The 24,508-nt window shown below is 49.6% G+C and carries 24 protein-coding genes; 12 read left to right on the top strand and 12 right to left on the bottom strand.

The features are described from left to right. Positions 1-227: 227 nt before the first annotated feature. The 6 genes from Q4C79_RS08530 to Q4C79_RS08505 all read right to left on the bottom strand — a co-directional run bounded on the left by Q4C79_RS08530 (position 228) and on the right by Q4C79_RS08505 (position 6,525). On the bottom strand, positions 228-1,412 hold the full coding sequence (locus tag Q4C79_RS08530) for a benzoate/H(+) symporter BenE family transporter (RefSeq protein WP_303090596.1): 1,185 nt from the start codon (positions 1,410-1,412) through the stop codon (positions 228-230). A gap of 96 nt (positions 1,413-1,508) precedes the next feature. Next, positions 1,509-2,267 (bottom strand): hydroxyacylglutathione hydrolase, encoded by a 759-nt coding sequence (gene gloB, locus Q4C79_RS08525; RefSeq protein WP_303090595.1) that lies wholly within the window; start codon positions 2,265-2,267, stop codon positions 1,509-1,511. A 23-nt stretch (positions 2,268-2,290) separates the two neighbouring features. Further along, on the bottom strand, positions 2,291-2,821 hold the full coding sequence (locus Q4C79_RS08520) for an NUDIX domain-containing protein (RefSeq protein ID WP_303090594.1): 531 nt from the start codon (positions 2,819-2,821) through the stop codon (positions 2,291-2,293). 5 nt (positions 2,822-2,826) lie between these two features. Beyond that, positions 2,827-3,519, bottom strand: coding sequence for a DNA repair protein RadC (gene radC / locus Q4C79_RS08515; protein WP_303090593.1), 693 nt, complete (start codon positions 3,517-3,519; stop codon positions 2,827-2,829). Between the two features lie 167 nt (positions 3,520-3,686). Beyond that, the gene (locus Q4C79_RS08510; protein WP_303090592.1) at positions 3,687-4,751 is read right to left on the bottom strand and encodes an AbrB family transcriptional regulator; all 1,065 of its coding nucleotides are present in this window, start codon (positions 4,749-4,751) and stop codon (positions 3,687-3,689) included. Between the two features lie 250 nt (positions 4,752-5,001). Next, a complete protein-coding gene (locus tag Q4C79_RS08505) occupies positions 5,002-6,525 on the bottom strand; it encodes a phospholipase D family protein (protein WP_303090591.1) in 1,524 nt (507 codons plus the stop codon). 244 nt (positions 6,526-6,769) lie between these two features. On the opposite strand from Q4C79_RS08505, the gene Q4C79_RS08500 reads away from it, so the two are divergent. From Q4C79_RS08500 to Q4C79_RS08475, 6 genes are all read left to right on the top strand, one after another. Further along, a complete protein-coding gene (locus tag Q4C79_RS08500; RefSeq protein ID WP_303090590.1) occupies positions 6,770-7,276 on the top strand; it encodes a hypothetical protein in 507 nt (168 codons plus the stop codon). Between the two features lie 295 nt (positions 7,277-7,571). Then, on the top strand, positions 7,572-7,958 hold the full coding sequence (locus Q4C79_RS08495; RefSeq protein WP_303090589.1) for a hypothetical protein: 387 nt from the start codon (positions 7,572-7,574) through the stop codon (positions 7,956-7,958). Between the two features lie 138 nt (positions 7,959-8,096). Then, positions 8,097-8,645 carry a hypothetical protein gene (locus tag Q4C79_RS08490; protein ID WP_303090588.1) on the top strand — a complete coding sequence of 183 codons (549 nt, stop codon included), beginning with the start codon at positions 8,097-8,099 and terminating at the stop codon, positions 8,643-8,645. A 665-nt stretch (positions 8,646-9,310) separates the two neighbouring features. Beyond that, a complete protein-coding gene (locus Q4C79_RS08485) occupies positions 9,311-9,892 on the top strand; it encodes a hypothetical protein (RefSeq protein WP_303090587.1) in 582 nt (193 codons plus the stop codon). An 85-nt stretch (positions 9,893-9,977) separates the two neighbouring features. After that, positions 9,978-10,172, top strand: a complete 195-nt coding sequence (locus Q4C79_RS08480; protein ID WP_303090586.1) for a hypothetical protein — start codon at positions 9,978-9,980, stop codon at positions 10,170-10,172. A gap of 75 nt (positions 10,173-10,247) precedes the next feature. Continuing rightward, entirely contained in the window at positions 10,248-10,793 is a 546-nt protein-coding gene (locus Q4C79_RS08475; protein ID WP_303090585.1) for a hypothetical protein, read from the top strand. A gap of 457 nt (positions 10,794-11,250) precedes the next feature. Here the strand turns inward: Q4C79_RS08475 and Q4C79_RS08470 are convergent, their stop codons facing one another. The 3 genes from Q4C79_RS08470 to Q4C79_RS08460 form a co-directional block, all read right to left on the bottom strand. Beyond that, positions 11,251-11,469, bottom strand: a complete 219-nt coding sequence (locus tag Q4C79_RS08470; protein ID WP_303090584.1) for a PspC domain-containing protein — start codon at positions 11,467-11,469, stop codon at positions 11,251-11,253. A gap of 133 nt (positions 11,470-11,602) precedes the next feature. Then, positions 11,603-12,394 carry an MBL fold metallo-hydrolase gene (locus tag Q4C79_RS08465; RefSeq protein ID WP_303090583.1) on the bottom strand — a complete coding sequence of 264 codons (792 nt, stop codon included), beginning with the start codon at positions 12,392-12,394 and terminating at the stop codon, positions 11,603-11,605. 65 nt (positions 12,395-12,459) lie between these two features. Next, the gene (locus tag Q4C79_RS08460; protein ID WP_303090582.1) at positions 12,460-14,373 is read right to left on the bottom strand and encodes an ATP-binding cassette domain-containing protein; all 1,914 of its coding nucleotides are present in this window, start codon (positions 14,371-14,373) and stop codon (positions 12,460-12,462) included. A gap of 603 nt (positions 14,374-14,976) precedes the next feature. On the opposite strand from Q4C79_RS08460, the gene Q4C79_RS08455 reads away from it, so the two are divergent. Together Q4C79_RS08455 and Q4C79_RS08450 are read left to right on the top strand one after the other, a co-directional pair. Further along, complete coding sequence (locus Q4C79_RS08455; protein ID WP_303090581.1) at positions 14,977-15,327, top strand: DUF485 domain-containing protein; 351 nt, start codon at positions 14,977-14,979, stop codon at positions 15,325-15,327. Between the two features lie 2 nt (positions 15,328-15,329). After that, complete coding sequence (locus Q4C79_RS08450; protein WP_303090580.1) at positions 15,330-17,009, top strand: cation acetate symporter; 1,680 nt, start codon at positions 15,330-15,332, stop codon at positions 17,007-17,009. A 475-nt stretch (positions 17,010-17,484) separates the two neighbouring features. On the opposite strand, the gene Q4C79_RS08445 is transcribed toward Q4C79_RS08450, so the two are convergent. The 3 genes from Q4C79_RS08445 to Q4C79_RS08435 form a co-directional block, all read right to left on the bottom strand. Continuing rightward, the gene (locus tag Q4C79_RS08445) at positions 17,485-18,474 is read right to left on the bottom strand and encodes an FKBP-type peptidyl-prolyl cis-trans isomerase (RefSeq protein ID WP_303090579.1); all 990 of its coding nucleotides are present in this window, start codon (positions 18,472-18,474) and stop codon (positions 17,485-17,487) included. Between the two features lie 117 nt (positions 18,475-18,591). Continuing rightward, positions 18,592-20,742 (bottom strand): ornithine decarboxylase, encoded by a 2,151-nt coding sequence (speC, locus tag Q4C79_RS08440; protein WP_303090578.1) that lies wholly within the window; start codon positions 20,740-20,742, stop codon positions 18,592-18,594. A gap of 194 nt (positions 20,743-20,936) precedes the next feature. Beyond that, positions 20,937-21,824: a LysR family transcriptional regulator gene (locus tag Q4C79_RS08435; RefSeq protein WP_303090577.1), complete on the bottom strand. Its 888-nt coding sequence runs from the start codon at positions 21,822-21,824 to the stop codon at positions 20,937-20,939. A gap of 117 nt (positions 21,825-21,941) precedes the next feature. Here Q4C79_RS08435 and Q4C79_RS08430 point away from each other — a divergent pair, with 117 nt between their 5' ends. The 4 genes from Q4C79_RS08430 to Q4C79_RS08415 all read left to right on the top strand — a co-directional run bounded on the left by Q4C79_RS08430 (position 21,942) and on the right by Q4C79_RS08415 (position 24,369). Next, positions 21,942-22,349 carry a DoxX family protein gene (locus tag Q4C79_RS08430; protein ID WP_303090576.1) on the top strand — a complete coding sequence of 136 codons (408 nt, stop codon included), beginning with the start codon at positions 21,942-21,944 and terminating at the stop codon, positions 22,347-22,349. Positions 22,350-22,718: 369 nt separating this feature from the next. Next, a complete protein-coding gene (locus tag Q4C79_RS08425; RefSeq protein WP_303090575.1) occupies positions 22,719-23,216 on the top strand; it encodes a hypothetical protein in 498 nt (165 codons plus the stop codon). A 30-nt stretch (positions 23,217-23,246) separates the two neighbouring features. Continuing rightward, complete coding sequence (locus tag Q4C79_RS08420) at positions 23,247-23,912, top strand: PspA/IM30 family protein (RefSeq protein ID WP_303090574.1); 666 nt, start codon at positions 23,247-23,249, stop codon at positions 23,910-23,912. A gap of 1 nt (position 23,913) precedes the next feature. Next, a complete protein-coding gene (locus Q4C79_RS08415) occupies positions 23,914-24,369 on the top strand; it encodes a hypothetical protein (protein ID WP_303090573.1) in 456 nt (151 codons plus the stop codon). The last annotated feature ends 139 nt before the right edge of the window (positions 24,370-24,508 follow it).

Here is a 24,508-nt window from a genome sequence, read left to right as displayed (position 1 = left end):
CCGTGGGAGATTTTATGACTGCATTGCTACGGAGTTCTTATTTTAATTGACTATATTGATAGCGTAGCTTATAACGGCAAAAAGTAGTTGGTTTTCCAACACTTTCCTGTTGTACCTTTTACACCGTGAATACTACCGGTTCGGTTTTCAAAAGGTTAATACGGTATGAGTTTGGCAGCGGTTTGAAATCCATTCCAGCCGTATAAACAATATTTGATCAAGCTGTTTTATTTACGCGAAGTTTTCACATTCAGATGGTAAACAGCCACTCCGATCAGCAAGCCCCAGAAAGCGCTGCCGATGCCCCACAGGCTCATGCCCGATGCGCTGACCAATAAGGTTAGCAGCGAGGCTTCACGGGTAGGTTCGTCGGTCCAGGCCGCCACCAGATTGGCTTGCAAGGTGCCGAAAATGGCGATGCCGGCCAGCGCCGTCAGCAATTCATTGGGCAGTGCGGCAAACAGGCTGACCACCATGCCGCCGCAAGCGGCCATCAGCAGGTAGAACACACCCATTAAGATATTGGCGTAATAACGTTTGGCAGGGTCTTTATCGACATCCCTGCCCATACAGATGGCGGCGCTGATGGCGGCAAGATTAACCATAAACACGCCCAGCGGCGCAAATAGAAAGGTGGCGCCGGCCGAGCCGTTAATCAGCGGTTTGCCGGGGGTGTCGTAACCATAGGCGCGCATGACTGCCATGCCGGGTACATTCTGGCCGACCAAGGTTGCGACAAACAACGGCACGCCCACGCTGATAATGGTACCTAAGTGAAATTCGGGGTTGACCCATTGCAAAGCCGGAGCAGCGGCCGCCAGTTTATCGGTTTGCAGCAGGCCGGCCGCGGCGGTATAGAGAAAGCCCACCGCCAGCATCAGCAAAATACTGTAACGCGGCAGACGGATGCGCACCAGCAGATAAGTGGCCAGCATTAAGACCACCAGCAGGGTTTGCGTTTGCATCGAAACAAACACGCGGCTGCCGAAATTAATCAATATGCCCGCCAGCATGGCGGAGGCGAGTGTAGCAGGAATCAGGCGTACCAGCCGGTCGAACCAGCCGCTGGCCGATACCAGCAGCATCAGCCCGCCGGCACACATAAAAGCAGCCACCGCCTGCGGCAGCGAAATGCCGCTCATGCCTATCATCAAGGCCGCGCCGGGTGTGCACCAGGCAAACATCACCGGCACTTTCGATTTGATGCTGAACCATAAAGTGAGTATGCCGCAGCACAGGCCGAGCGAGGTAAACCAGGAATTCATTTGTTCGGATGTGGCGCCGAAACTTTGCGCTGCTTGGTACACAATCACGGCGCTGCTGCCGTAAGACACCAACAGGGCCGCTACGGCGGCAGCGAAATGGGAAGCGGTAAACTCGGAAAGTTTCATAAAAACAAATGCCTGATGTATTGTCGTTAACCATCAAAACGGGAAAGATCCGTTTCAATCAACAATGCCTGTCTGAAAAAAGCAATATTTTCAGACAGGCATTTTATGAATGGCAAACTAAAAATGATTTTTTAATTCGCGCATGGCGCGAAAAACTTCAACTTCGCCGGCCAAGCCGCCGCCGGCCAATTCGGCTACCCGCGCTTGTACTTGCGGCAGGGCGGTGCGCAAAAACGGGTTGACGGCTTTTTCGTGCCGCAAGCTTACCGGTAGGGTAGGGATGCGCGTATCCGCTTGCGCACGGATGATATCGGCGTTATCTGGCTCGATGTGTGCGGCAAAGCGCAGATTGGCGGCGGTGTATTCGTGTGCGGGGTAAAACAAGCTATCGTTAGGCAGCGCAGATAGCCGGCTTAGGCTGGCAAACAATTGTTGTGGGGTGCCGGTGAACACCCGGCCGCAGCCGGCGCTGAACAAAGTGTCGCCGCAAAATACCTGCAAACCTTGCGGCAGATGCCACAGATAGGCCAGATGGCCGGCGGTGTGCCCCGGCACCGCCCACACTTCGGCCGTATGGCCGCCGAATGCCAAACGGCTGCCTTCGGCAACCGGATCGGTAACTTCGGCAATTTCATTTGCCGCGCCGTACACCCGTACTTCGGGATAAGCTGCTTGCAAATCGGCCACGCCGCCGATGTGGTCGTTGTGGTGGTGGGTCAGCCAGATTTGTTGCAGGGGAAGCCGGTGTTCGTCCAGCCATGCCATTACTGGCGCAGCATCGCCGGGATCGACGCACATGGCACCGTGTTCGTTTGCCGCCAGCCAGATATAGTTGTCAGCAAATGCGGGAATCGGAATCGGTTTGAGCGTATTCATATTGTTTGCCTTTTGGGTTTGGTTTACTCGGCCAACCAGTCTTGCAAGGCCACGATGGTTTTTGCGTCGCTGATGTCGCCCGATTGCAAAGCCTTGCGTACCTGGGCCTTATTGAGCAAAACGCTTTCGACGAACTCATCCTGATCGGGCTGCAAACGGCTGCCGGCCTGTACGCCGACGGCTCGGTAGACATACATTTTTTCATCGCAAAAACCCGGGGCGGTGAAGAAGGTGCGCATCAGTTCCACACCTTCGGCGCGGTACGGCGTTTCCTCTTCCAATTCGCGCAGTGCGCATACCGCCGGGTCTTCACCGGCTTCCAGCTTGCCCGCCGGCAATTCCAGCAAGGCTTGGCCCAGTGCATAACGCCATTGGCGCACAAAAACCACTTCTTCCTGATCGGTTACCGCCAAAATACAGGCGGCGCCGGGGTGGCGCACCACGATCCGTTGTGATTCGTTGCCGTTGGGCAGGCGTACTTGGTCACGTTGAATCACGATAAAAGAACCGTCGTAAACCAGCTCCGAGCTGATTTGGCTTTCGCTTAAATTCATGCTTGTTATCCTGTAGGTAAAGAAGGCATCCACCCCGCTTGTGCAAAAGAAACGGTTTGCTGCGAGGTAACGATAAAATGATCCAGCAGGCGGATATCGACCAGCGCGAGCGCTTCGGACAGCCGGCGGGTAAACGCCAGATCCGCCGAAGAAGGCTCGGCCGAGCCGCCCGGATGATTGTGCGCCACAATCAAAGCCGTTGCGTGGTGCAGCAGCGCGTGTTTCACCACTTCGCGTATGTAGACCGTATTTTCCGCCGGCGTGCCGCGCGAGAGTTCGATTTGGGTAATCAGCCGGTTTTGCGTGTCGAGCAGCAAGGCCAGCGAGACTTCGACGGTTTCGTGTCCCAATTGCAGCCGCAGCATGTCGGCGACCCGCTGGGGATGGTCGAACACCGTCTGTTGGCGTAATTCCTCGCCCAATACCCGCCGCCCGATTTCGCACACCACGGCAAATTGAGCATAGCTGGCCAAGCCCATGCCTTTGTGTTTGGCCAATTCCGGCAAACCGGCGTTCATCAGCCGGCCAAGCCCGCCGAATTCGGCCAACAAATGGCGGGCCAAATCCACCGCACTCATGCCCCGCGTACCCACCCTGAGTAAAATAGCCAGTAATTCGGCGTCGCTCAAAGCCGGTGCCCCTTGCGCCAATAATTTTTCGCGCGGCCGCTCGCCTTGCGGCCAATGTCTGATACTCATCGGATTTTCCCCGTTTGTTATTGTTCGGATGAATAGGCATTAAGCATACCCGATTCACGGGATTTGGTCATCTGAATGAATAGGGAGATATGGGAATGCCTGTCTGAAAAGAAAGATATGGATCATAATATGGGTTTCAGACAGGCCTATCGGCAATGATTGCCGATTTAGGTTTTTGCAGGTTTCGCCATTCGCTTTTCAAAAAAACGGCACAGCATGCCGGCAGTGCTGACTACGATAATCAAACGCGAAACGTGCAGGGCGGTAACAAGCGGAACGCCCAGATGCAATACTTTTGCGGTAATGGTCATTTCGGCCACACCGCCGGGCGCAAGCCCCAAACCCAAAGTGGGCAGCGGTACTGTGGTAAGTTGCGACAAGCAATAAACGGTGGCGGCGGTGAGCAACAGCGACAAACAGATACTGCCGCCCGCCACTGCCAGCAAGCGCGGAGCGCTGCGGAAAAAGCCGGGGGCGAAGCGGTTGCCCAACGACCAGCCGATCAGAAGTTGGCCGATATGCGAAACCGAAGGCGGGATAGCGGAGAGATGGATTTCGTTGACCGTAAGCAGCAGGGCGGCGAAGAGCGGGCCGAAGGTCCACGGATTAGACCATTTGCGCCATTCGAAAAGGCGGGCGAACACATAGCCAAAAGCAAACAACAACAATAAACCGCCCCAGTGCAACGCAGCGTTTTGATTGAGGCGGTCGGAATCGGTATCGTGGTAGCCCATATATTGGTAGAAAAACGGAATGATGGTTACCACCAGCAACACCCGCAGCGAATGTACCGATACTACCTTGGCGGCTTGTGCGCCGCTTCGGTCGGCCAGATAAGCGATTTCACTGGCACCGCCTATCGTAGAAGCATACCAAGCGGTGCGGAAGTCGACATCGGCATAACGGTAGAGAATCCGACTGCCGATGATACCCAGCAGTAACGCGAATGCCGTACCGAACAGCAACAGCGGCCAGTGCGACAGCAAGATTTCGACCATTTGGGGCGTGAAATACAGACCGAGCGACAGTCCGATAATACAGACACCGATTTTTCGGCCGGCGGCGGGTGCTTTAACCGGCAAGCCTTTGAGATTGGCGGCGGCGCTCAGCAATAAAGAACCGAGCAGCCAAGGAATCGGCAGACTCAGCAGATTGGCCAGCAGAGCACCGGCTAATGCAACGGATAAACCGGGTAGATAGCGCAGCAGGGCGGGAGAATCGGTTGTTTTCATGTTGAAGCCGTGTCGGGGCATGTCTCCCGGTCTTCGTGTTAGAGAAAAAACCGGATTTTATCGTAAAACAAAATCAGAAGGGCAACGCGGGCATTTCAGGAAATTCACTATCTGAATTTAGCGAAACTCATTAAGGCTGTCTGAAAGACCTAAATACCGTCATATTCGGGCAAAGCGCGAGCATGAGGCAAGTGTTTTTAAGGTAGTCCAACGACCCGCAAAAGTTTCTATCTACCTTGTCGTGCAAAAATTACAGCAAACCTTCAATCGGCAGAAACGATAACAATTTGGCGGCCACCCGTTTCCAGAAACGTGCCTGCGGCTCTTTGCGGCTGACGGCGCCGTTTTCCGGATCTTGCCATTGCAGGCGCTGTTTATCATCCAAAGTAACGGCATAAGCGTATAGCGGTACCGTTTCCTCCAAGCTGGTTTGCATCGCATTGGCCAAAGGAGCGCTTTCGATGACCACGCCCATCTCGGTGTTCAGACGAACCGAGCGCGGATCAAAGTTGAGAGAACCGATAAACACCCGCTCGCGGTCGACCACAAAAGTTTTCGCATGCAGGCTCGTGGCGGAGCTGCCGGTTAAACCGCGGTCTTTTACCTTCGGTACCGCCTGAGTCGCTTTCAGCTCATACAGACGGATGCCGGATTTCAACAAATCGCGCCGGTAGCGGGCATAACCCGAATGCACCGCCGCCACATCGGTGGCCTGCAAAGAATTGGTTAGCACCGTAATACGTACCCCGCGCTCGCTCAGCAGTGAGAGTGCCTGCAACCCCGGCTTGGTGGGAACGAAATAAGGCGAAACAATATAAAGCTCACGTTTAGGCGATTGCAGCGCTTCGTTAATCCGGCTGATGATATCGGGTTTATGTTTATCCCGGGCCAAACCCTTGGCCGGATCATCACTGATCAAATGGGCGGGGGCGCGTATCCACGGAATACGGTTGGCACGAATATCGCTGAACAAATCCGAATGCTGCAATTCGCGCCGGTAGCTGGCCAATATCGCCTGCTTTTCGGTTTTCGCCTGTTCCAATTCACGCAGCCCTTTATCCGCATCGGCTTGTAACACAATCCATTCAAACGGATAACTGGAGCCGCTGGCCCAATAGCGGTCGAAATCGGCGGAAACTTCGCCCACCAACGGGCCCAGAGCCAGAATATCGAGGTCGGCAAACCCCGTATCGGTGGTAACGTTGAAATACTCGTCGCCGATGTTACGCCCACCGAGGATGGTCGCCTGATTATCGGCGGTAAGCGCTTTATTGTGCATCCGCCGGTTGAGGCGAGGAAAGTCGGTAAGATAGCCCAGCGCGCGGAAATTGCGGTTGGCAAAAGGATTGAACAGGCGAACCTCGATATTCGGCTCCCGATTCAATAGCGCCAGCAGATTATCCAGGCCGGGCGTATTGTTATCGTCGAGCAACAAACGCACCCGCACCCCGCGTTGCGCCGCCTGCCGCAACATTTGAATCAGTAACTTGCCGGAAATGTCGTTGTGCCAGATATAGTATTGGATATCCAGCGTTTTCTGTGCCGATTGGATTAAAGCGGCGCGGGCGACGAAAGCATTGTGCGGATCATCGAGCAGATAAATATCGGAAAGTGCCCCCTCGGCAGGCGGCGTGCCTGCCGGCAGCAACGCATTTTGCAATTGCGGCGAAGCAGGCAGGTCGAGGTAGGAGCTGGTGCTGCGCCGGCTCAGATCCGGCAGGATTTGACAGGCGCCCAGCAAGAGAGTTAGAACAACAAGCAGCAGGCGGTTCATGCGGGAAAATCGGAAAGGTTGGGCTGGCGGCATTATACCGCAGCGGCAAAAACAGAAGCCATTTTGCGCCCGGCGGTTGTTTGGAAAGACGGTGTTGCGTGCTTGGACGAGGCAGCAAGGTTTTCAGACAGGCAGAGACTTTTGCAAAATTCTTGAAGACATACGGATTGATTTTAAGGTAGTAAATTTAGGATTAGATAGTTATTTTGTTTGAATAAGTAATAATCATCGGGAATATTTATATATGGAAAAATCCACCTATATTTTGTTGAATATTTTTCTACTTATTTTGTGGGCATTAATAGCGTTACTTTCTCCTTCTTATTTAACTCCTATACAGCAAAAATATATAAAAGCAGAAAATGTTCAATTGCATTACTTTGGAGGAAAAAGATCGAGAATTTCCTTTGAATATGAAAAGAAACAATATATCGCATTCTGTAGAAACCTTGTGGATTATAGAGGTAAGGAATTTTGTGAAAATAAATTTCCGATAAAGGTGAATAAACTTGAAATGGATAAAGTTTTGAGTGGCTTATATCGTAACTCAGAAAATATTGTTATTGTTAAACATATGGTTTGGAGAGATGTTCAAGAAAATGTTAGCGAATTTCAATTGGGTAAGCAGGAGTATTTGAGTGAGTTTAGATTATTGAAATATGATCAATATTTTATAAGATTATTTTTGGTAATGTCTTTTATTGCTGTTTTTTGTGTTTATTCTTATAAGAATAAAGATAAGTTCAGGTGAGAAGTGGACTGGGTATCTTTAGAGTGGTAATTGTTTTTTCTTTTGATAATGAAATAGGAGCTGATTATGTCAATAACTTTTAAATCAAAAGATGCACAGATATGGGTTGGGTTCTTGAGCTCTACACTTTGCGGAATGTTTTGCGGCAGGTTGGTTTGTAGATCCAATAAAACTTCAAGAAATTAATGATATTGGATTTCTAACTCAATCTACACTGGCTTTTGATAGGTTAAGTAGGTTCATTGCTTTTTTAGAATGCCTATAATTTTTTGTCTTGACTTTGATAGGAGGAAATATGGGTAAATTTGTAAAATTAATGATTTGTATGAATCTAATTGTTTTTCTGATGGCTTGTGATATGGGGATGCCTACTATGAAAGTGGATTTTTCTCAACTGCCTGATAATCAGATAAGTAGTTATATTGTAAAAGTTTATCCAAACAACCCGGTTAATTTTAAATTTGTTATTAAGGAGAAATTAAATGGAGATAGTTCTCCGAACAATATTAGGAAGGTAGTTTCACAAATGGGTATGCAATGTACTGAAATAAAATGTAGCTATAGTGGTGTTGTTAATCAAAACATTACCATTCATGGCGAGAAGAAAAAAGGACGGTTTAATTTCTACATGAAAATAAATCCAATGCAGGGTTTAGATTCTTTTATAAGCAAGCGCTTTTAGTTTAAATGAGGAGTAGACAAATGGATATTCAGGCCAATATAGAATTGTCAAATCACAATTACCGTTAATTGGTGGTATTGCTGGGCATATATTTTATTGCAGTATTGGGTTCATCTGAAAAAGGGATGGAGGGTGAAGGTGGGGGGGATAATTAAGAATAAAATTTTTAATTTTATTAAGGAGAAAATAAGAATAACACACCTTATTTACTATATGGCGCTAGGGTTAAGTATCAATATCCTTTACATTTCTTTGGATGGTATACCGCTCATTTTGGGTAGGTATGAATTTGAAGAAGTCGAACTAAAAAATGCTTACGTTACGGTAGTAGGAAGAACATACGCGCGCTCTTTGTGGATAGATAAGGCAAATAATGGATATAAAGCAAGTTGTGCAGGACTGTTTGATACGATTTGTACGATTCGGGACAATCGGCAGTTGTTTGCCTCCAAATTGTTATTGTTACGCTTAAGTAAAGAAAAAGATATCAGTATTGTTCTATATGTTGAAGGGGAGGATTTTTCAAATAAAAGGCAGTTTGTTATTGATAACAGGGATAGGAGGGACGATTTACTTGATTGGTATAGAAGTCGTCAGAATTTGCTTTCTATAGCTGTTTTTCCTCTATTTTTTGTACCTTTGGTTTTGCTGATTTTAAAAGTGTCGGTTAATCGTAAGTATGGTTGAGTATTATTTAAGGAGATTGGGATGAGTATTTGTTAATGTTACTGTGTTTTCCTAGTATACAAAAGTAGCAGATGCTGGGTTTGTAGGAAATGCTGTTGGCGTAGCTTCAGGTAGCTTTGAAGTAGGAAAAACTTTTAGCAGATGTAGATCGAATTCATCACTTTTACGAAATGTTTAGCGGTAGGTTTGTTTGAAGATAAAACAAAAACTCCAAATAAATAATGATGTCGAGTTGCTAAACCAACAACGTTGGCTTACTATAGAAATAACGGGGATTTTGAATATATACTTTTCCTTAATAGCTTCTTGGTTTGCGTTGATGTAAATTCAAAAGGCTTATTTTCAAATGACTGGTAAGGTTTGTGATTTCTTAATTAGATATAGATCTGCTGTTTTATGCTTATGGCTAAGTAAACGTAGGTTGGGTTGAAAAAATGGCCGGGGTTTGTTCAACGGTTGCAAAATCTTTGGGCAAATACTTTTTAAAGTTAATTTCCATCAACAATGCCTGTCTGAAAATATTATTCAGACAGGCATTGTTGATGGAAGAGTATTTTTTTAAATATTTGTTTAAAATTAAATAGTTATTATATTGAATATATAAGTTGTATAAAATGAGGTTTAAGAAGAATTGGGTTGTGCCTTTGCTAGATGGATATTTTAATATGATTATGAAATTTGCAAGATTTGCTCATAGGTGTAATGGGGCTGGTTTGCTCTCTAAAAAAGTAAGCATCGCTTTGGTATGTCTTTTTGCATTTTCAGCGTGTGGAAAAGAGCAGGTATCGGATAAAGGAAATAATGGGGATACAAGCATTCAAACCGTTTATTTGAAATCAAAGGTTTCTGATAATGAGCTGCCTATATCATTGCCCAGTTGTGTGATAACAGGCATATCGGAAATCGTGCCTAGAAGCCAAGAGCAGAGTAAAACTACTGCAAATGTTATCGATCTGCGCGTTGAACGTTTGGCTTTTTCTCAACCAGAATTCCCAGCAAAACTTGAGTGTGCAACAGAGCAAAATAGCAAGATGGCTACTATGTATCCGGCCTCTCCATTGAGTGAGCAGGAAAAACAACTGCTTAAAACAGATCCGTTTGCATATTTATTTCATGAAAGTGTAAGAGTAAAAGAGCAGCATTTAGCTTATAAAAATGATGTGGATTTATATAAAGCTAGCCCAGTGAGTGATGGAGTTCTTGTGCATAAAAACTTTCCCGGAATCTTCAGGCCGTTATCTATATAGTTTTATCAGATTTAATCCACAAACCCCGAATAATTCTTTCCGATATTATTTTAATGTTAGAACCATTTTAAAAGGGGAATATTGGTTGAGGTATGAAGTAATTGCCACCCCTAAAGACCCTTCTCAATTTGCCGAGAAACTGAGAAAGATTATTGAAGAAGATAAAAATATTTTGGATTATCCCGAAGTAATTGCTGGGTTTGTTGAGAATAATGAAAAAATTGCCGCTTTTTTGAAAAACAGCAGTCTGTTCAATAAATTTATTTTGAAAGGTATTTAAAAACGGACGAAGATAATTTTGTACTGGGCAGTCTTTATTAAGGCCTGAAGGAAGGAGTGATGACGGAGATTATTTATGGAGCGCATGAAAAAATTATATGACTATTTATTAATGCTATTTTGTGCTGTTTTAATTTTTTTAGTAGTTTCAGTTTTTGTGGTTGGTTGGGATTTAATTGCCAACAAAAATACGACTGCCAAGGAAATAGAGATAGCGCTGGCAGAAGTGCAGATTGTTGGTAAAGCCTATGATGCAAGTATGCGAATATCCGGTAGCGGAGGGGTATATTTTGCGGATTGCAATTTGGGATTAAGACAGTTGTGCAATATCTATCAAGGCAGAACTCTATATGCTAAAAAGATTAAACTATTAGATATTAACAATGCAAGATCTAAAGTTTTATTGTATGGGGAGTTTAAATCTGATGGGGAAAAATATTTTATTATAGATAACTTAAGTGATTCGCAATATTTAGCGCAACAATCTATAGAGGGAAAACGGATTTATCCAAAATTTTTCTTCTGGGTATCGGTTGTGATGTTGCCGTTTGTATTATTGGGTAGGTTTGTACTTGGTAAGTCTTTAAAGACAAACAGGAACAAGACCGTGAAAAAACAGTAAAGGCAATTCTTATGATGGTGCAGTTTCAGGCGGAATCGAGATTTTTAATAGCAAGCGTAGATTGGGCTAAAGTCCCAACTTCATTATTTTCATGAATTTTTGTTGTGCCGGAGCATGGAAAGGATTGTGAATACACAGTAGCACCGCAGCAAACATTAAGCGAATACCGTGATAGACCCGATTCGGAATATTCGGCATATAGTCGGGGTTTGTTCAACGGTTGCAAAACCTTTTGGCGAATACTTTTTAAAGTTGATTTAATCAACAATGCCTGTCTGAAGAAATCTTTCAGACAGGCAGAGACCTTGCAAAATTGCTTTGGACATCTTCAACTAACTACCTACGTCATCCCCGGGTTTGATCCGAGTATCTGCTATTGCTTTGATTGGACGTGTGATAAAAAACGCCGAAACCTGATGGCTTCGGTGTTTGGTGAATGCCTGTCTGAAATGTCAGTTTAACGATAAGAACTGCTTTGTGCGTTGGGCATGATAAACCACAGGATTAAGTAAATCAAAATACCGGGTACGGCTGCGCTGGCGCAGGAGATGATGACGAACAGCAGGCGGGTGAGGAAGGGGCTCCAGCCGAGGTATTCGGCGATGCCGCCCATTACGCCGGCGATGATGCGGTTGTTGTAAGAGCGGTGTAATTTGGCCAATCGGGGTGCGGACATCTTAAATCTCCTTTTTAATCGGTTGGTCGGATGACCCTTAAGATGGGGCGGGATGGTATTTTTTCAGCCGGCCGCCCGGTGCTTTGATGTTTTTTTACGTTTTGCGGGCAAATGCCTGTCTGAAAAATTAAGGCTAGGCGGGGCAGGCGAATGTGGTGTGTACGGTTAAACCGTCGTAAGCCAGGGCGATGCCTGACGGGCAGCGTTCATTCCAAACGTGGTAATCGACGGTGTGGTCCATATGGATCAGATAGGTTTGGCGGGCGCCCAACCGTTGCGCGGTTTCCCAGGCTTGTTCCATGCTGAGGTGGCTGAAGGAGGGGGCTTCGCGCAGGGCATCGAGAAACAGGTATTCCACACTGGCCAAGCCGGCTTCGGCCTCGGGGGTAAGGGCGCTGATGTCGGTGGCCCAAGCGATATTGCCGATGCGGTAGACCGTGCTTTGCATACGGCCGTGCGGGCAGTCGTAGCCGGATACGGGTACGCGGTTGACGGTGAATGCGTCGGGCAGGAGGTTGGGCAACAGTACGGGGCGGTGCCAGAACTGGCCGGGCGGCAGGAAGGCGTAGCTGTAGCTGTGGTGCAGGGCGGCGAGGGTGGCGGGGTTGCCATATACCGGTATCGGGGTTTCTAGGCGCTCGCAATAGGCGCGCAAATCATCGATGCCGTTGATGTGGTCGGAATGGGGATGGGTGTAGAGTACGCCGTCTACTTGATCCAATTCTGCTGCGAGTGCTTGCCGACGCAGGTCGGGGCCGCTGTCGATCAGCCATTGCTGGCCGCCGATGTTGAAGAGGGCGCTGCAACGCAAACGCTGGTTGCGGGACGATGGGCTGCGGCAGACGGCGCACCGGCAACCGGCGGTCGGTACGCCGGTGGCGTTGCCGCAGCCTAAAACGGTAAGGGAAACGGGTATAGTCATCATCGTTTTATTTCGGTGGTGCCGGATTATTTTTTCAGACAGGCATTGTGTACGGTTGGTGGCTGGTTTTAACGGTTGCCGGCATTTTGCTTGTTTTCCAATATTTCCCAGCGTTCCAGTTTTTCCAACAGCAACATTTCGATTTCCTCTGCGCGCGTTTGCAGGGTGCCGGCTTTTTCGTAGTCTTTGAAGATTTCAGGGTCGGAAAGCTGCGTGTTGAGTTCGGCCTGTTCGTTTTCTAGGGCGGTGATTTCTTCGGGCAGGGCGTCGAGTTCGCGCTGTTCTTTGTAGGAAAGTTTGACCGTGCGGTTGGCTTTGCGCTCGGTTTTTTCGTTTTCGGAAGGTTTGTCGGTTTTGGGCGCTGAGGCCGTTTGGAAAGCCTGTTCGCGTTTTTTGGCATCGAGATAGTCTTCATAGCCGCCGATGTATTCTTTCAGACGGCCTTCGCCTTCAAACACAATGCTTTGCGTAATCACGTTATCCAAAAACATCCGGTCGTGGCTGACCAGAAACACCGTTCCCTGATAATCGCGCAACAGCTCTTCCAAAAGCTCTTGCGTGTCGATGTCCAAATCGTTGGTCGGCTCGTCGAGCACCAGAATATTGGCGGGCTTGGTGAACAGCTTGGCCAGCAGCAGGCGGTTGCGTTCGCCGCCGGAGAGTGAGGAAACGGGGCTTTGTGCGCGGGCGGGGTGGAATAAAAAGTCTTCCAGATAGCTCATCACGTGCTTTTTCTTGCCGCCGATTTCCACATAATCGTTGCCTTGCCCGAGCGTGTAGAACACGGTGTCGTTTTCGTTGAGCGCGCTGCGGAACTGGTCGAAATAGGCCACTTCCTGTTTGCTGCCGATGCGGATGCGGCCGTAGGTGGGCTGCAATTCGCCCAAAATCAGCTTTAAAAATGTGGTTTTGCCGATGCCGTTGGGGCCGATTAAGCCGATTTTGTCGCCGCGCTGGATTACGGCGGAGAATTTATCGATGATGACTTTGTCGCCGTATTGGAACGAAGCGTGTTCCAGCTCGGCGATGATTTTGCCGCTTTTCTCGCCGCTGTCGAGTTTGAAATTCACCTGCCCCTGCACGTTGCGGCGCTCGGCGCGTTGGCGGCGCAATTCTTCCAAACGGCGCACGCGGCCTTCGTTGCGGGTGCGGCGCGCTTCGATGCCTTTGCGTATCCAGGCTTCTTCTTGGGCGTGGAATTTGTCGAACAGGCGGTTGTGTTCGGCTTCGACGGCCAACTCCTGTGCTTTTTTCTCGCTGTATTTGGAAAAACTGCCGGGGTAGGAGCGCAGCGTGCCGCGGTCGAGTTCGACGATACGGCCGGCGATGTTGTCCAGAAAACGGCGGTCGTGGGTGATGACCACGATGCTGCCTTCAAAGGCTTTGAGCAGGTTTTCCAGCCAGATGATGGCGTCGATGTCGAGGTGGTTGGTGGGTTCGTCGAGCAGCAGGATATCGGGCTTCTGCACCCACGCTTGCGCTAGCGCCACGCGTTTTTTCTGGCCGCCGGAAAGGTTGCCGATCAATTCGTTTTCAGGCAGGCTCAGTTCGCTGACGGCCTGCTTGATGGCGGCATCGAATTGCCAGCCGTTTTGCGCTTCCAATTCGGTTTGCACCTCGTGCAGCGCTTTCAATAAGGCATCGTCGGTGCCGTTTTCCAGCTCGCGGCTGATGCGGTGGTAGCGGCGCAGGATGTCGCGCAGACCGCCCAAACCTTCGGCCACTACGTCAAACACACTCTCTTCGGGGTTGAAAAACGATTCTTGCGGCACATACACGGTTTTCAGGCCGTTTTGCAGAATCAGCTGGCCGTCGTCGGCTTTTTGCACGCCCGCCAGAATTTTCAGCAGTGATGATTTGCCCGCGCCGTTGCGGCCGATCAGGCCGACTTTTTCGCCGCTGTTAAGCTGGAACGAGGCTTTGTCGAGCAGGGCGACATGGCCGACGGCGAACGAGAGGTTTTCTGCTTGCAGGATATTCATGGTAGATGCGGGCTGTGGTAGGAAATAAAGGTGCTTATTTTAAACCATTTTGCAACTTGCCGATGCGGCTTTAAGCCCAAGTGCTGGCGCTTTTTTGCCGGCTTTGATTCGGGTGTCATTTGATCAATTTGGCATTTTCTTTATTAATAATTCGGTGGCTCATTGGCAAAAAATGATTGAAATTTAAGCATAATGGGCGGTTAAATTAAAGAAATTTAAACTTTTTTAACCTGTATTTTTGCGCGTTTTTATATTTTAAATTTATTTAAATCAATTAATTATGTTTTTTCATCAAAAAAATTGATTGAATCCATCATGAAAAAAAATTAGCTAATTATCAAACGAGCGGTTTAAATTTCCCAAGCTGCTGTTTCAGCAGCGAAATAGAGGATAAATAATCAAATAGCATGCACTCAACGAAGTGCGGCACCGCAAACCACCCGCCCGATACAGGGGAAACGGGCAATCGGGCAGTTTGCAAAAGCATCATCTCAAATCAGGCAAACAGATGTCGGCAAAGGCACAGCTTTGGAAGTTGTGGCGATGCCTGCGCATTCTCAATAAAAACAATTTTTTTGCCACTAGTTACAAAGGAGAGTCAAGATGAGCACCCCTCATTCACCGATTCCGACATCTTACGATGAGCAGCAGCTGGCTCAAAAGGTGTTGTCTAATCCGAAATTCAAAGCCATGGCCAGACAAAAATCCATACTCGGTTGGACCTTTTCCGCCGTTATGTTTTTTGTTTACGCCGCATTCATTCTGGTTATCGGTACCAACCCGCATTTATTTGCCGCCAAGGTCAGCGCCGAGGGCGTAACGACTTGGGGCATTTACATCGGTATATTCGTAATCGTGTTTTCTTTTGTGATTACCGGTATTTACGTTTATATCGCCAACGGCAGATTCGAAAAGATAACCCAAGAAGTGGTTCAAGAAGTATTCGGAGAATAAACATGATGAAGAAACTGATGTTCGCCGCAACCGGTTTGCTGGCGGCGCAAGCATGGGCCGCCGATGCCATCAGCGGCGAAGTGGAAAAACAGGCCACTAACTGGACGGCCATCGTGATGTTTTTGCTGTTTGTCGGCGCCACCCTGTTTATCACCAAATGGGCGGCCAAGCAAAACAAATCCACCAAAGACTTCTATACCGGCGGCGGCGGGATTTCCGGTACGCGCAACGGTTTGGCGATTGCCGGCGATTATATGTCGGCCGCCGCTTTCCTCGGCGTATCGGCCATCGTATTCGCGCGCGGCTACGACGGTTTGATTTATTCGGTGGGTTTTCTGGTAGGCTGGCCGATCGTATTGTTCCTAATTGCCGAGCGCTTGCGCAATCTGGGTAAGTTTACCTTCTCGGATGTGGCGGCTTACCGCTTCAAGCAGGAGCCGGTACGGGCGTTTGCGGCGACCAGTACGCTGTTGATCGTGATTTTGTATCTGATTGCCCAAGTAGTGGGCGCGGGCAAACTGATCCAATTGCTGTTTGGTTTGAACTATTTTTCCGCCGTGGTATTGGTAGGCGTGTTGATGGTGGTGTATGTATTGTTCGGCGGTATGCTGGCCACCACTTGGGTGCAGATGATTAAAGCCGTGTTGCTGTTGGGCGGTGCCACACTGATTTCCTTTATGGTATTGAAGCACTCGAGTTTCAGCTTGGAAAATATGTTCCAACAGGCGACGGCCATTCATGAAAAAGGCGAAGCCATCATGGCGCCGGGCGGAATGGTGAAAGATCCGATAGACGCGCTATCGCTGGGTTTGGCGCTGATGTTCGGCACCGCCGGCCTGCCGCATATCCTGATGCGTTTCTTTACCGTTCCCGATGCCCGCGAGGCACGTAAATCGGTGGTGGTGGCCACCGGTTTGGTAGGCTATTTCTTCCTGCTCACCGGCATTATCGGTTTCGGCGCGATTATTTTCTTAACCAAAGACAACCCGCAGTTCTTCACCGAAATGCTTAAAGACGGCAAAACCGTTTACGAAATGGTGGGCGGCACCAATATGGCGGCGGTACACCTCTCGTCTGCGGTCGGAGGCGATTTATTGCTGGGCTTTATTTCAGCCGTTGCCTTCGCTACCATTTTGGCGGTGGTGGCCGGTTTAACGCTGGCCGGCGCTTCGGCGGTAAGCCATGATATTTATTCCAATATCTTACGTAAAGGCCAGGCTTCGCCGGAAAAAGAAATGCGCGTATCGAAAGCCGCTACCGTTGCCTTGGGCGTGATGGCCATTATTTTGGGTTTGGTGTTTGAAAACCAAAACGTGGCCTTTATGGTGGGTTTGGTATTCGCGGTTGCCGCGTCGGCCAACTTCCCGGTGCTGATGCTCTCGATGTTCTGGAAGGGATTGACCACGCGCGGCGTAGTGGCAGGCGGTTTGGCCGGTTTGTTCGGCGCATTGCTGCTGATTATTCTGGGCCCGAGTGTTTGGGTGGCGGTATTGGGCAACGAAAAACCCGTTTTCCCTTACGGCAGCCCGGCCATCTTCACCATTCCGCTCGGCTTTATCGTGGCTTGGATCGTATCGGTTACCGATCATTCTGAGCAGGCGAAGCGAGACAAAGCCGGTTTCGAGGCACAATACGTACGCTCCATGACCGGTATCGGCGCTTCCGGCGCACACGACCATTAAATCAATATGCCTGTCTGAAAAATCAATATCGGTTTTTCAGACAGGCATTGGTAAAAACCGGGTTCTGCGGATGGCGGAGCCCGGTTTTTTATGGTGTGTATGCATTATTTTGTTCTTTACGCCGACAGAGCAGATATTCGGTTTAAGCGCGAGTATGGCAGACTCCGAACATTTTCAGACAGGCATTCTTAGCCATACAACAATAAATCAAAGCAAATGCCTGAGACCTTTGCAAAACTCTTTTCTACACTTTAAACACTTGCGTCATGCTCGTGCTTGAGCCGAGCATTTTTTGTTTTTAAAGAAAAATCAGATACTCGGGTCAAGCCCGAGTATGACGAGATATCAATAAATTCAGGATTAAAAAGTTTTTTTTGCAAAGGTCTATGCCTGTCTGAAAAAATTTGCCGGTAAAAAAGGTGTTGCTGTTTGGTTTCAACAGCAACACCTTTTTGATCGGGGCGTAACAAAGATTTTATTTGCCGACTTTCACCAGCTTGACATCGAATACCAAAGTGGAATTCGGCAGGATTTTCTCGCCGGCCTGTTGCTTGCCGTAAGCCAGTTCGGCGGGAATGTAGAAAGTGGCTTCGCCGCCTTCTTTCATCAGTTGCAGGCCTTCGGTCCAGCCGGGGATGACGCCGTTGAGCGGGAAGGAGATGTTTTTGCCGCTGTCGAACTCGGTGCCGTCAATCAGCTTGCCGGTGTAGTCGACGGTTACTTCGTCGGTGGCTTGCGGTTGTTTGCCGCTGCCTTCTTTGGTGATTTTGTATTGCAATCCTGAGGCGGTGGTTTTAACGCCTTCTTTATTGGCATTTTCTTTCAGGAAAGCCTGGCCTTTTTCCAGATTGGCTTTGGCTTCCGGGCTGTTTGCCGCGGCATCGGCGTGTGCTTGCTCGGCTTGTTTGATGGCGGCATCCATTTGCTCAGGCGTCATTTTGGTGGCTTTGCCATCGGCGATATCGCTGATGCCTTGGGCGAAGGCATCGAGATCGAAGCTCAAGCCGTTGTTTTTGACGCCGAAGGCGGCATTGCCCATTTGTGCGCCCATCAGGATGCTGAGGGTTTTGCTTTGCTCGGGTGTGAGCTTGGGTGCGGCGTCGGATGCGGCGCCTTGCATGCTTTTGGCCAGCTCGCCCATAAATTTGCGTGCTTCGTCAGGGGTTACCGAAGGTTGTCCGCCGTCGGCTACTTTTTTCATGTTTTCCAATACCAGCGCGGAATCGATGGCAATCCCTTGGCTTTTCCACGGGGTAATCATTTGTTGCGCAATTTGGGCACCGAAGGCATAGCCGGTTTGTTTGGCAGGGGTTTCCAAGCCGGCAATAGCGGTATTGGCGGGGGCGGATGAAGAAGTAGCGGCGGATGCGCCGGAAGCGGAGGCGTTTTTGACTTCCTGCTTGCAGGCGGCGAGAGAAAAGGCGGCTGTTAAGACAATCAGGCCGGCTTTCAGGGTGGGTTTCATCGGTAAGCTTCTTTCTCATGCAGAGTGATAAATGGGCTGCATTATACGCGAGCGGTACTTTAATTTGTGTAAGCCTGTCTGAAAATGTTTTCAGACAGGCAAAAGTGATGCGGCTATTTAACTGTTTTTTAATACATAAGCGGTGGCGTATTTGCGGCCGTTGCCGTCGCGCTCCCAGTATACGCCTTGGATTTCCGGCTCGAATCCGGGCAACTCGTTGACGCCTTCTTCCAGTGCGCGGAAGTATTTCAGGGTGGCGCCGCCCCAGATTTCGCCGGGCACGATGCACAATACGCCGGGCGGATAGGGCAATGCGCCTTCGGCGGCGATGCGGCCTTCGATTTCCGATAAGGGCACCAGCTCGATTTGGTTGCGGATGTAGGCATCGTGCGCACGGTGCGGATCCAGGCTGACACGGGGCAGGTGCTCGCGCTGGAACATTTGTTGCAACAATACGTTTAGCTGGTGTTTGCGGTAGAAATCGTGCATTTTGCGGCACAAATCCTGAATGCGCATGTTTTGGTATTGCGGATGGGTTTTCACCAAGGTGGGCAACATGGAGGAAACCGCTACGTTGGCTTGGTACAGTTCTTCGAAGCGGGCGATGGTGGCGACCAGATGTTGGAATTTTGCCATGTTTTCCGCCGGGGTGAGCAGGAAAAGGATGGAATTGAGGTCGGCTTTTTCCGGAATCAGCGAGCGCTCGCGCAGATAATGCGCCAACACGGCGGCGGGGATGCCGGTTTCTTCGTAATTACCGGTTTCGCGGTCGATGCCGGGGGTGGTTAGCAGCAGTTTGCAGGGGTCGATGAAATATTGGTCGTCGGCATAACCGTCGAAATCGTGCCAGGCAGCGTCTTTGTCGAAGCGGAAAAAGGCGATGTCGTCGACCATGTCTTCGCTGTTGTGATGAAGCCAGGCTTTGCCGTTGACCATCGGCGGAATAAAGGGTTTGATCAGTTTGCAGGTTTGCAGCAGCATTTTGCGCGCTTCGATGCCGCCGAGCACGCACTCGCGCCACATCAGTTCGCCGGCTTTGCCTTCGTGCATTTTGGCGTTGACATCCAAAGAGGCAAACAGCGGGTAGAACGGGCTGGTGGAGGCGTGCATCATAAAGGCGTTGTTGAAGCGCTTGTGGTTGCAATAGCGCGGCTGGCCGCTGATATGGTTGTCTTTTTTGTGAATCTGGCTGGCTTGCGAGAAGCCGGCTTGTTGTTTGTGTACCGATTGGGTAACCAGAATGCCGGGGTCGTTTTCGGTGAGGTTGAGCAGCAGCGGCGAGCAGTCGCGCATCATCGGGATGAATTGTTCGTAGCCGACCCAGGCGGAATCGAACAGGATGTAGTCGCATAGATGGCCGATGCGGTCGACCACTTGGCGGGCGTTGTAGATGGTGCCGTCGTAAGTGCCCAGTTGGATTACGGCCAGGCGGAACGGGCGCTCTTGGTCGGCGCGATCGGGGGCGACTTCGCGGATACGTGCGCGGATGGAGGCTTCGTCGAAATCGGCGGAAGGAATACCGCCGATTAAGCCGTAGGCATTGCGGGCGGTTTGCATGTAAACGGGCAGCGCGCCGGCCAGTGTTAATGCGCCTTGGTGCACGGATTTGTGGTTGTTGCGGTCGAACAAGACCAGATCGCCTTTGGCCAGCAGGGCGCCGATGGCGACTTTGTTGGCCGACGAGGTGCCGTTGAGCACGAAATAGGTTTTGTCGGCGTTGTAGATTTTTGCAGCATGGGCCTGTGCTTCGTAGGCCGGGCCTTCGTGTATCAGCAAATCACCCAGGCGTACGTCGGCGTTGCAGGAGTCGGCGCGGAACAGGGTTTCGCCGAAATAGAGGAAAAAGCGGCGGCCGGAAGGGTGTTTGCGGAAAAACTGACCGCCTTGGTGGCCGGGGCAGTCGAAGGCGGCGTTGCCGTAATCGGTGTAGTCTTTGAGGGCGCGGAAAAACGGCGGGTCGAGTGCGTCGATGTAGTCGGCGGCGGCGGCGTCGATGAGCTGGCCGTTATAGAATTTCTGGTCGAGCGAGAGTTCGATCACGCCGTATACTTCCGGCAGCCATTCGGCGGGCACGCTCTGGCCGTATTCGACGGCGGCGAAAATCGGTATGCCGAAGCCCAAGCGTTCGATTTCTTCCCATACCGCCGGCAGATCTTCTACCGTGGCAATCACGGCGCAGACGTTGGTGAAATCGGTCATGTCGATGTCCATCACGCGGAATTCGGATTCGAAAGCGAATTCGGTGCCTTTGCTGGCGGCGATTTTCATGGCGGTATCCTTTTTTAGAAAATGGGTCGTTCCACTGCGGGCATGATGTATGGGTTTCGTGCCGTTACAGGCGCAAGAATAGGGCAACGGAGGGGTGTTGTCCAGCCGCTGTATCCATTATTCATGCATCGGCGGCATTGGGCGCGGGTATGCCTGTCTGAAAACAAAAACGGCGGTACGGCGCAAAAGCGGAATCAAACCGTATCACTGCTTTTTTGCGCGATAAAGTCGATAAAGCAGCGTACTTTGGCGCTGAGGAAATCGCGGCTGGTGTAAACCGCATATAAGGGAATGGCGGGTGTGTGGTAGTCGGACAGCAGGCGGACGAGGCGTTGGCTTTTCAAATCGTCGTCCACCAGCCATTGCGGCAGATAGCCGATACCTGCGCCGGCCATCGTCAGCTGGTAGTTCATCAAGGTGTTGTTGCTGCGTACTTTGGTTTTGAGGTCCAGTGTTTCGGTATGGCCGTTGAGGCTGAACGGTGTTTGCAGGATGTCGGTATAGCTGGGCAGGATGCCGTAGTGGGCGGAAAGCTCGGCAGGGGTGCGCGGTATGCCGGCTTTGGCCAGATAGGCGGGTGAGGCCACCAGATAAAAAGGAATCTGGGCCAAAGGTTTGGCAATAACGTTTTCGGCCAATTGGCGCGACATACGCAAGGCCAGATCTTCGCCGTCGCTATTGAGATCGACGCTGCGGTTGGTTAGCGTGAGCATCAGCTCCACTTCGGGATAACGGGCTTGGAATTCGGCCAGCCAGCCGGCGAAGATGGGATTGGAAAACCAAACCGGTGCGGTGAGGCGCAACAGGCCGCGCGGTTGGCTGATGCCGGCGCCGGCCTGATTGGCGGCTTGCTCGAGAATATCCAGCGCCAACAGGCAATCCTGATAATAGCGTTCGCCCTGTTCGGTGAGCTTGAGGTTGCGCTTGTTGCGGTAAAGCAAGCGGGCTTGTATGGTTTTTTCCAAATGGCCGACGTGTTTGCTGGCCATCGGCAGCGAAATGTCCAAGTGTTCGGCGGCGCGGGTGAAGCTGCCGCTTTGTACGACTTGGCAGAATACTTTCATGCTGAGCAGAGTGTCCATAATGTTTCCTCATAAGAAATTTTGTATTGTTTGTTAGATTGTTTATTTCCTGATTTGTACATCATATACTACTGGCAATTAAATTCAAATATGAACAACCCATAAGGATTTTAAGTGATGACTACATTCAAACCGGCCGACTTGCAAGCTGTTTTACTGAGCGTTTTGCGGATTACGGCAGCTTATATGTTTACCTTGCACGGCACCTCAAAGCTTTTCGGATTTCCGCATTCCCCGATGTTCGACGGATTGCAAATCATGTCGCTTTACGGGTTGGCCGGTATATTGGAAGTAGTGGGCGGGCTGTTGCTGCTGTTTGGTTTGTTCACCCGCCCGGTTGCATTTGTTTTATCCGGCATGATGGCCGTGGCGTATTTTGTCGGCCATGCCATTCCAAACGGTAATGTGGCGGCTCCCTTCTTGAACCGCGGTGAAGCAGCGGCGCTGTTTTGTTTCGTCTTTCTCTATTTATCCGCAGCCGGCGGCGGCAAATGGGCGTTGGACAACAAACGTAACGCCGGTTGATTTTGCCGTTGCTTTGTATTCTTACATTAATGTTTCAGACAGGCATTCTAAACGAAATGCCTGTCTGAAATGTATTATGACTATCCGCTGTTCAAGAGGGCGGTTTATCCGGTAGAAAAACGATATTCCTAAATCTAGCGGATTAACTTAACTTTCGCTACAGTGTTGCTGTGCCTTTCCGTACTAAACTAATGCTACTGTTTACGCTTGCCGTATTCTATCGAAATAATTGAATCCCTATAAAAAAATGCTTGTCTGAAAAAAGATTCAGACAGGCATTTTTTTGTTTTATTTTTGCAAAACACTTGCAATTTGAAATCATTTATTGTATAAATGTATTCAAATGAATACAAAAAGAGGTTTTTGAATATGTCAGGAAATACACGCATACCGCTGAGTGTCCGCATAGATCAAGAAGAATATGATTTTATTGCCAATTTGAAAATAGAAGGCGCGAATACGCCCTCGGAGAAAATCCGCGAATTATTAAAGCGGGCGCGTATCGAACACAGCCAGGCGCACGATTACGGTTCGGCGCTGCATACGGTAGAAGAATTTTTCCAGCCGGCCAAGCACGATGTGCTGCATGCGGAAAAAGAATTGGGGGTGCATTCCCACATCCTGGCGCGCTTGTTCGAGCTGTTGCCCGATTTGAGCGCCACTTTGGCGGCCGATTTGCCGGAGCAAACCGGTTTGGAAGATTTGAAAAAATACGAGCGCGAAGTGATGTGGCGCATCGTGCGGCTGACCGACAGCATTTTGCAGTTGGCGGTAACCGGCAAAGGCGCAGCGTATGACGATGGCGTTTTGGCAGAACTGGAAAACACTTTAAAGCTGGCGGCGATTGTGCGTCAGGCGAATTCATAAGCGGTAACGGAAATAGGAAAGGATAGAAAAATGAGCGAAACCTTGGCACGCAGAGTAGGGCGTTTGGTGAGCGGCGGATTCCATGCCGTGCTGGATGCGGCGGAAAATCTGGCACCCGAAGCGGTGATGAACGAGAGCATCCGCGAAATCGAGCGGGCAGTGGATGAAGTGCGCGCGGAGTTGGGACGGGTATTGGCGCAGAAACATCTGGCTACCAAGAAAATGGCCGACGAAAGCAACCGACACGAAACGCTGAGCGACAGTTTGCAGGCGGCGGTGGACGCAGGCCGAGACGATTTGGCCGAAGCGGGCATTGCCGAGCAGATGGACATCGAAGCGCGCCTGCCGATATTGGAAAACACCATTGCCGATTGCGCGGCGCAAGAAAAAGAGCTGGAAGGTTTTATCGCCGCCTTGCAGGCGAAAAAACGCGAGATGCAGCAGGAATTGCAGCAGTGGCGCACGGCGCAGCAAAGCAATGCCGGTGCAAGCGGCGCGGCCGGCGGCAGCGATTTGAACCGGATCGCCCGCAACGTTGAAAAAAGCGGCAATGCCTTCGACCGCATCATGGGCAAGCAAAATGCGGTGTACAACAGCAGCGATGCGGCACAGTTGGCCAAGTTGAAAGAGCTGGAGGATTTGAGCCGCAATAACCGGATTGCCGAGCGTTTGGCGGCCTTGAAGGTGAAAAAGTAAAATGGATTTTAAAGATAGGATTAAAGAACTCAGTAATCAGATTACTGATTACTATAAAGCGTTGAATTACCATTCAGCATGGCTTTTACTGGCGGTATTTTCGGTACGGTCATTAGGTGACAGTCACCCCGTCGCTGCAATGGTTGGCATTTTTCTTGTTATGTATTTCTATATCGTGATGGTGATGAATGGATTGAAAATAACATACGGCGACAGATTAATTGTGGACGGTTGGAAAGTTCATATTAAGAAAGCTATCGGTATGTTAAGAACCGAAATTCAGAATAATTGTACTGAATCAGAACGACAGGAATTGTTGGATTTGCTGGAAGAAAAATGCAGTAGTCAGATAAGGTTTAAAAGTTTTTTTAGGCATCGTCCGTTTTTGATTACTTACGGTTACTTTTGTTGGATGTTTTATGAAATATTTATATTGTTTCTTCATTCTATGAAATAGCAGCACTGTCAGGTTCTGAAAAAATATTTTATTGGAAAAGTTTGGTATGGCACAACGCTGTTTTTACGCCCGTGAACAATTAGGCAGCGCGGGGAGTATGGTTCAGCACCGCAGGTTGCTGTATAGCCGTCTGATGGTG

Source organism: Neisseria sp., assembly GCF_030523955.1.
Lineage (GTDB): Bacteria > Pseudomonadota > Gammaproteobacteria > Burkholderiales > Neisseriaceae > Neisseria.
This window is presented reverse-complemented; position numbering and strand designations above follow the sequence as displayed.

Coding starts and splice junctions, on each gene's coding strand:
- Q4C79_RS08450 (WP_303090580.1), top strand. CDS start 15,330: ATGATGAAGAAACTGATGTTCGCCGCAACCGGTTTGCTGGCGGCGCAA.
- Q4C79_RS08430 (WP_303090576.1), top strand. CDS start 21,942: ATGACTACATTCAAACCGGCCGACTTGCAAGCTGTTTTACTGAGCGTT.
- Q4C79_RS08420 (WP_303090574.1), top strand. CDS start 23,247: ATGAGCGAAACCTTGGCACGCAGAGTAGGGCGTTTGGTGAGCGGCGGA.
- radC (WP_303090593.1), bottom strand. CDS start 3,519: ATGAGTATCAGACATTGGCCGCAAGGCGAGCGGCCGCGCGAAAAATTA.
- Q4C79_RS08415 (WP_303090573.1), top strand. CDS start 23,914: ATGGATTTTAAAGATAGGATTAAAGAACTCAGTAATCAGATTACTGAT.
- Q4C79_RS08435 (WP_303090577.1), bottom strand. CDS start 21,824: ATGGACACTCTGCTCAGCATGAAAGTATTCTGCCAAGTCGTACAAAGC.
- Q4C79_RS08505 (WP_303090591.1), bottom strand. CDS start 6,525: ATGAACCGCCTGCTGCTTGTTGTTCTAACTCTCTTGCTGGGCGCCTGT.
- Q4C79_RS08425 (WP_303090575.1), top strand. CDS start 22,719: ATGTCAGGAAATACACGCATACCGCTGAGTGTCCGCATAGATCAAGAA.
- Q4C79_RS08510 (WP_303090592.1), bottom strand. CDS start 4,751: ATGAAAACAACCGATTCTCCCGCCCTGCTGCGCTATCTACCCGGTTTA.
- Q4C79_RS08475 (WP_303090585.1), top strand. CDS start 10,248: ATGGAGCGCATGAAAAAATTATATGACTATTTATTAATGCTATTTTGT.
- Q4C79_RS08520 (WP_303090594.1), bottom strand. CDS start 2,821: ATGAATTTAAGCGAAAGCCAAATCAGCTCGGAGCTGGTTTACGACGGT.
- Q4C79_RS08470 (WP_303090584.1), bottom strand. CDS start 11,469: ATGTCCGCACCCCGATTGGCCAAATTACACCGCTCTTACAACAACCGC.
- Q4C79_RS08500 (WP_303090590.1), top strand. CDS start 6,770: ATGGAAAAATCCACCTATATTTTGTTGAATATTTTTCTACTTATTTTG.
- gloB (WP_303090595.1), bottom strand. CDS start 2,267: ATGAATACGCTCAAACCGATTCCGATTCCCGCATTTGCTGACAACTAT.
- speC (WP_303090578.1), bottom strand. CDS start 20,742: ATGAAAATCGCCGCCAGCAAAGGCACCGAATTCGCTTTCGAATCCGAA.
- Q4C79_RS08445 (WP_303090579.1), bottom strand. CDS start 18,474: ATGAAACCCACCCTGAAAGCCGGCCTGATTGTCTTAACAGCCGCCTTT.
- Q4C79_RS08460 (WP_303090582.1), bottom strand. CDS start 14,373: ATGAATATCCTGCAAGCAGAAAACCTCTCGTTCGCCGTCGGCCATGTC.
- Q4C79_RS08465 (WP_303090583.1), bottom strand. CDS start 12,394: ATGATGACTATACCCGTTTCCCTTACCGTTTTAGGCTGCGGCAACGCC.
- Q4C79_RS08455 (WP_303090581.1), top strand. CDS start 14,977: ATGAGCACCCCTCATTCACCGATTCCGACATCTTACGATGAGCAGCAG.
- Q4C79_RS08485 (WP_303090587.1), top strand. CDS start 9,311: ATGATTATGAAATTTGCAAGATTTGCTCATAGGTGTAATGGGGCTGGT.
- Q4C79_RS08495 (WP_303090589.1), top strand. CDS start 7,572: ATGGGTAAATTTGTAAAATTAATGATTTGTATGAATCTAATTGTTTTT.